Origin of the sequence: Streptosporangium sp. NPDC006930 (assembly GCF_040635605.1) — a bacterium.
Lineage (GTDB): Bacteria > Actinomycetota > Actinomycetes > Streptosporangiales > Streptosporangiaceae > Streptosporangium.
On record NZ_JBEYID010000033.1, the window covers coordinates 1 to 5682 of the forward strand.

Below are 5682 nucleotides of genomic sequence, written 5' to 3' on the forward strand. Positions count from 1 at the left end.
ACCGCGAACAACGCCGGCTGCGCCCACCCCGTCCGATCCAGCAACCCCGCCTCCACCGACCCCGGCTCGGCGAACAACACCTCACGCAACGACCCATCGAGCAGCGGATCCAACTCGGCGACCACCTCGTCCAACGCCGCCGCGAACACCGGGAACCGCTCATACAGCTCCCGGCCCATCCCGGCGCGCTGGCTGCCCTGACCGGTGAACAGGAACGCGACCTTGCCCTGCCGCCCGCTCTGTCCCAGCAGGACGCCCGCGCCCGGTCGCCCCTCGGCCACGGCTCGTAGCCCGGCCACGACATTCTCGCGAGCACCGGCCAGTACGGCGGCCCGGTGCTCGAAGACCGATCGCGTCGAGACGAGGGAGAAGGCGATGTCGGTCAGATCAAAATCAGGTTCGGCGTCCAGGTGTGACACCAGCCGTTCGGCCTGTGCCCGCAGCGCCTCCGCCGTACGACCGGAGATCAGCACCGGAGGCACATCCGGGGTCACCGCCGGGTACCAGTCCTCCGTGTTCACCTCGACTCGCTTGCTGTGCGGCGCCTGCTCAATGATCACGTGAGCGTTGGTGCCGGTGAGACCGAACGACGACACACCCGCCCGCCACGGCCGCTCCACCCGCGGCCACTGCGTCGGCTCGGTCAGCAACTTCACCGCGCCCGAGGCCCAGTCCACGTGCGACGACGGCTCGTCCACATGCAACGTCCGAGGCAGCACCCCGTGCCGCATCGCGAGCACCATCTTCATCACACCCGCCACACCGGCCGCCGCCTGCGTGTGACCGATGTTCGACTTCACCGAACCCAGCAGCAGCGGCCGATCCTCCGGCCGATCCTGACCGTACGTCGCCAGCAGCGCCTGCGCCTCGATCGGGTCACCCAGCGTCGTGCCGGTCCCGTGCGCCTCCACCACGTCCACGTCGGCGGGGTTCAGCCCGGCACTGCCCAGCGCCTGGCGGATCACCCGCTGCTGCGAAGGACCGTTCGGCGCGGTGAAGCCGTTCGACGCGCCGTCCTGGTTCACCGCGGAACCGCGCAGGACCGCGAGGACCTGGTGGCCGTTGCGCTGGGCGTCCGACAGCCGCTCCAGGACCAGCACGCCCACGCCCTCGGCCCACCCCGTGCCGTCCGCCGCGTCGGCGAACGCCTTGCATCGGCCGTCGGGTGCCAGCCCGCCCTGCCGGGTGAACTCCACGAACGCGCCGGGGGTGGCCATCACGGTCACCCCGCCCGCCAGCGCCAGCGAGCACTCACCGCTGCGCAGCGCCTGCGTCGCCAGGTGCACCGCCACCAGCGACGACGAGCAGGCGGTGTCCACCGTCACCGCCGGGCCCTCCAGGCCCAGCGTGTACGAGAGCCGGCCGGAGGCCGCGGCCGCGCCCATGCCGGTCCCGATGTTGCCTTCAAGATCGGCCAGCGAGCCGACCATCAGATAGGAGTAGTCCTGGCCGCTCATGCCGACGAAGACCCCGGTACGGCTACCGCGCAGCTTGGCCGCGTTGATCCCGGCCCGCTCGACGGCCTCCCACGACACCTCAAGAAGCAACCGCTGCTGCGGATCCATCGCCAGCGCCTCACGCGGCGAGATCCCGAAGAAACCGGGGTCGAAGTCCGCGATGTCGCTGACGAAGGCGCCCTTGTCGGTGTCGCTCCGAGGCCGGCCATCCGAATCGGGAGCCGACAGCAGATCGAGATCCCAGTCGCGGTCGGACGGGAAGCCCGAGGTGGCGTCACCACCTTCGGCGATCAGCCGCCACAGGTCCTCGGGCGAGGACACTCCACCGGGGAACCGGCAGCTCATCGCCACGATGGCGATCGGTTCTGTGGTGACCGCGACCAGCTTCTGGTACTGACGCCTTAGCCGTTCGGCCTCCTTCATGGAGGTCCGGAGCGCCTGTACGACCTGCTCACTGGGCGTATCCATCACAGCCTCCGTACGTCGGGCGGGGTCGGGAAACCTGCGTCCGGCGTCGCCGGTACCAGGACACCCACCACCGCCGCGTCGATCGCGTCAGTCACCACGGCCCTCTCCGCACGCACCGGCACGCGGTGTTCTCACCCGGCGAGGCGTCCCCACCGGGGAGGGGGGGCGGTAGCACGGGTCTCCACATGGTCGGAGAGGATGACCGGCGGTATGCACGACGGGACTCCCGTTGAGAGAGAAGTCGTCGAGCATGCCATCCATTCGGCGAAGTTAGGCCGATGGCGACTCGGCAAACGCCTAGTCTTTGGAAAGCCCGGCGAGCCGGCCGCGCCCACAGGACCGCCTCCGGGCGACCCCGACCGCGCGGACCACCTCCGGGAGAGACCTGCCGCGCCCACCGCCCCGCGCCCCGGGAAAACTAGTGATCCCCCTAATGTCGCCGCGATACCGTGCGGGCACGCCGGCGTCAGAGCAGGGAAGACGCGCACGGCGAGGACGGATCCGCACGGAGCAGGCGCCCGCGCGTCACTGGCTGTTCGAACAGCCCGGCTCCCGCGATGGAGGTGTGTGTGATGGGCGAGGGCCGCAAGCCAGTGCTGTTCGTCAGCAATCCCGGGGCCGGTGTCTTCAACCCGCTGCGTGTGATCGCCGCCGAGCTGGCCAGGCGTGGTACGGAGGATCTGTGGTTCGCGACGGATGAGTCCTGCAGGGCCGACATCGAGAGCATCAACGAGGGAAGCGGCGTACGGTTCGCCTCGCTCGGCGAGACGGATCCACTGCAATCCCCCGCCGACTGGGACGACGAGATGTACCGGCTGGCCACCCAGCGGTCCCGCTGGAAGGCACACCACGCGGTGGTGCGGCGCGGTTTCGACCCCGACAGCGGGGAGCAGAAGTATCTGGCACTCGACGCCCTGGTCGAAGAGCTGAACCCGGCTCTCATGGTCTTCGACAGCGTGAACCCCGTCGCGCTCATGATCGCGCTCAGGAGAAACATCCCGTACGTCCTCAGCTCGCCCTTCCTGCCGAGCAATCTGCTCATCACCAGGACACCGCGCGGATTCCCCATGCTGCACACCGGGCTGCCCCTGAACATGTCGTTCCCGCAGCGGGTCCGCAGCAACGTGTTCAAGATCCGGGCCGCGCTGATGTTCCTGCACCCGAGGATGCTGAGGCTCGCGCTCAAGGGCATCTCGTACGCGAAGCAGATCCAGCTTCCGAAGGAGGCGCTCCGTCCGTCGGCGAAGGTCGACCGCGCCGATCTCGTCCTGTGCTACACGGTCTTCGGGCTGGAGTACCCGTTTCCCCTTCCGGACAAGTTCCACCTGGTCGGCGCGATCATCCCGCCGTTACCCGAGGCGCAGGACGACCGCGACCTGTCCGGCTGGCTCGACGCCAACCCCTCCGTGATCTACGTCGGACTCGGCACCATCACCCGGCTGACCCGCCCCGAGGTGCACGCGCTGGTGGAGGTCGCCCGCCGGTTGGACGGCAGGCACGCCGTGCTGTGGAAGCTCCCGGCCGGGCAGCAACAGTTCCTCCCTCCCCGGGAGGAGCTGCCGCCGAATCTCAGGATCGAGAGCTGGATTCCCTCCCAGCTTGACGTGCTGGCCCATCCCAACGTCGCCCTCTTCTTCAACCACGGCGGCGCGAACGCCTTCCACGAGAGCCTGTATTTCGGCAAGCCGCAGATCATCCGCCCGCTGTGGGTCGACTGCTACGACCAGGCTGTGCGCGGCGTGGACAGCGGGGTGAGCCTCACCCTCGACGATCCGCAGACCATCGACGTCGACGACGTGGTCGGCAAGATCACTCAGGTGCTGGACACCCCTTCCTTCCGTGAGCGCGCCGAGTTCTTCGCCAAGGCGCAGCAGGAGGCGGGAGGCACCAGGGTGGCCGCCGATCTGATCCTGGGCAACCCGGCGCTGAAATGATCCGACCAGGTACTGCCGAAGGACGTGGCGACACCATGAAAACGCACAACGGCGACCCGACATCCATCGAGTTCCCGAGGCGGCGGCGCGGGCAGCTCTCTCCGCCGGACGAGTACGCCTCACTCCGGGAACAGCCGGGACCGGTCAGGTCGGCGCTGCCAGGAGGCAGCACCGTGTGGCTGGTCGCCAGGCACGATGACGTGCGCACCGTGCTCACCGATCCCCGGATCAGCGCCAGCCCCCTGCACGCGGGCTTTCCGACGATCGGGCGCAACGGGACGGTGCCTCCGCCCGACCAGATTCCCGGCTGGTTCGTCGCGTACGACCCGCCGGAGCACACCCGCTTCCGCAAGGCCCTCATCCCCGAGTTCACCGTACGGCGGGTCGCCGAGCTCCGTCCGGCCGTCCAGCGGGTCGTCGACGCCTGCATCGACGACATGCTCAACGCCGGTACCACCGCCGACCTGGTGTCCGCGTTCGCGCTGCCGGTGCCTTCGCTGATCATCTGTGAGCTGCTCGGCGTGCCGCGTACGGACCGTGAGCTCTTCGAGTCGAGGACGCGCGTCCTGGTGACCCTCACGTCGACCGACGACGAACGCGAGTCCGCGACCAAGGATCTGCTGCTGTACATCTCCAAGCTGATCACCATGAAGCAGCGGTTCCCCGGCAGGGACCTGACCAGCCGGCTGCTGTCGGCCGGGGTGCTCACCCCCAAGGAGATCTCCGGTGTCGCCCTGCTGCTGCTGATCGCCGGACACGAGACGACGGCGAACAACATCGCGCTCGGCGTGGTCATGCTGCTGCTGAACCGGCAGTGGATCGGCGCGCCCGGAGTGGTGGAGGAGGTGCTGCGTTACCTGTCCGTCGCCGACCGGGTCGCGCTCCGCGTGGCCGTCGAGGACGTCGAGATCGGCGGGCACGTCATCAAGGCCGGCGAGGGCATCGTGCCGCTCGGCGCCGCGGCGAACCACGACCATGACGCGTTCGAGCGGGCCGACGAGTTCGATCCGAGCCGTTCGGCCCGCCAGCACGTCGCGTTCGGGTACGGCGTGCACCAGTGTCTCGGGCAGAACCTCGTCAGGATCGAGATGGAGGCCGTCTTCACGTCCCTGTTCCGGCGGATTCCGACCCTTCGGCTCGACGGCGCGGTCGAGGACCTGCCGTTCAAGTACGACGGTGTGCTGTTCGGGCTGCACGCGCTCCCGGTCCGCTGGTGACGGCGCCACAGGCCCCCACCGGTCACTGTCGATCACTGCCGGTCGCCGTCCGCCCCGGTCTCCCAAGGATGAGGAATGTCATGCGTGTCAATGTGAACGCCCAGCACTGCGTCGGTGCCGGCCAGTGCGTGCTCATCGCGCCGGAGGTCTTCGACCAGAGCGACGAGGGAACCGTCATGGTCCTGGTCGAGACCCTGGACGACTCCGCTCAGATCGGCGCCCGGGAGGCGGTCCTCGCCTGCCCGTCGAGGTCCATCTCGCTGACCGAGAGCTGAGGACCGTACCGGGCGGGTGATCGCACCCCGCCCGCACGAACCCGACCCGGCCGGGTCGACGCACACCTGGCCGGGTCGATTCGCGTTCCCGGCCGTTCCCCTCCGGTCCCGCCGCCCTCGGTGATCCCCTCGCGCGGGCGTGACCTTGCAAAGACTGACGTTCCCCTGTCTCTCTGGATACGGTGGTCCCCCACGCGGTCGGGACCACGACGCCGAGGCGGCAGGACCGCGGAAACCCGAGACGACGGGACGGCGGAGCTCGTCGAGCTCCGCCGTCGCGGGCCGCCCGCGCCCCCGAGGTGCCGGTCCTGATCGTCGTCCCGGCCCCGAG

At 69.3% G+C, this 5682-nt stretch carries 4 protein-coding genes; 3 read left to right on the forward strand and 1 reads right to left on the reverse strand.

Annotation, left to right across the window (positions count from 1 at the left end):
* On the reverse strand, window positions 1–1925 hold a 1925-nt coding region (locus tag ABZ664_RS36695; protein ID WP_362521155.1), incomplete at its 3' end, for a type I polyketide synthase.
* Between the two features lie 572 nt (window positions 1926–2497).
* Between ABZ664_RS36695 and ABZ664_RS36700 the strand changes: the two genes are divergently transcribed.
* The 3 genes from ABZ664_RS36700 (at window position 2498) to ABZ664_RS36710 (ending at window position 5351) form a co-directional block, all read left to right on the forward strand.
* The gene (locus ABZ664_RS36700; RefSeq protein WP_362521158.1) at window positions 2498–3859 is read left to right on the forward strand and encodes a glycosyltransferase; all 1362 of its coding nucleotides are present in this window, start codon (window positions 2498–2500) and stop codon (window positions 3857–3859) included.
* Window positions 3860–3894: 35 nt separating this feature from the next.
* A complete protein-coding gene (locus tag ABZ664_RS36705; RefSeq protein ID WP_362521161.1) occupies window positions 3895–5076 on the forward strand; it encodes a cytochrome P450 in 1182 nt (393 codons plus the stop codon).
* 80 nt (window positions 5077–5156) lie between these two features.
* Window positions 5157–5351 carry a ferredoxin gene (locus tag ABZ664_RS36710; protein ID WP_362521164.1) on the forward strand — a complete coding sequence of 65 codons (195 nt, stop codon included), beginning with the start codon at window positions 5157–5159 and terminating at the stop codon, window positions 5349–5351.
* Window positions 5352–5682: the final 331 nt, after the last annotated feature.

Bases quoted from the DNA above. Each gene is read 5' to 3' on its own strand.
- ABZ664_RS36710 (WP_362521164.1), top strand. From the start codon at position 5,157: ATGCGTGTCAATGTGAACGCCCAGCACTGCGTCGGTGCCGGCCAGTGC.
- ABZ664_RS36705 (WP_362521161.1), top strand. From the start codon at position 3,895: ATGAAAACGCACAACGGCGACCCGACATCCATCGAGTTCCCGAGGCGG.
- ABZ664_RS36700 (WP_362521158.1), top strand. From the start codon at position 2,498: ATGGGCGAGGGCCGCAAGCCAGTGCTGTTCGTCAGCAATCCCGGGGCC.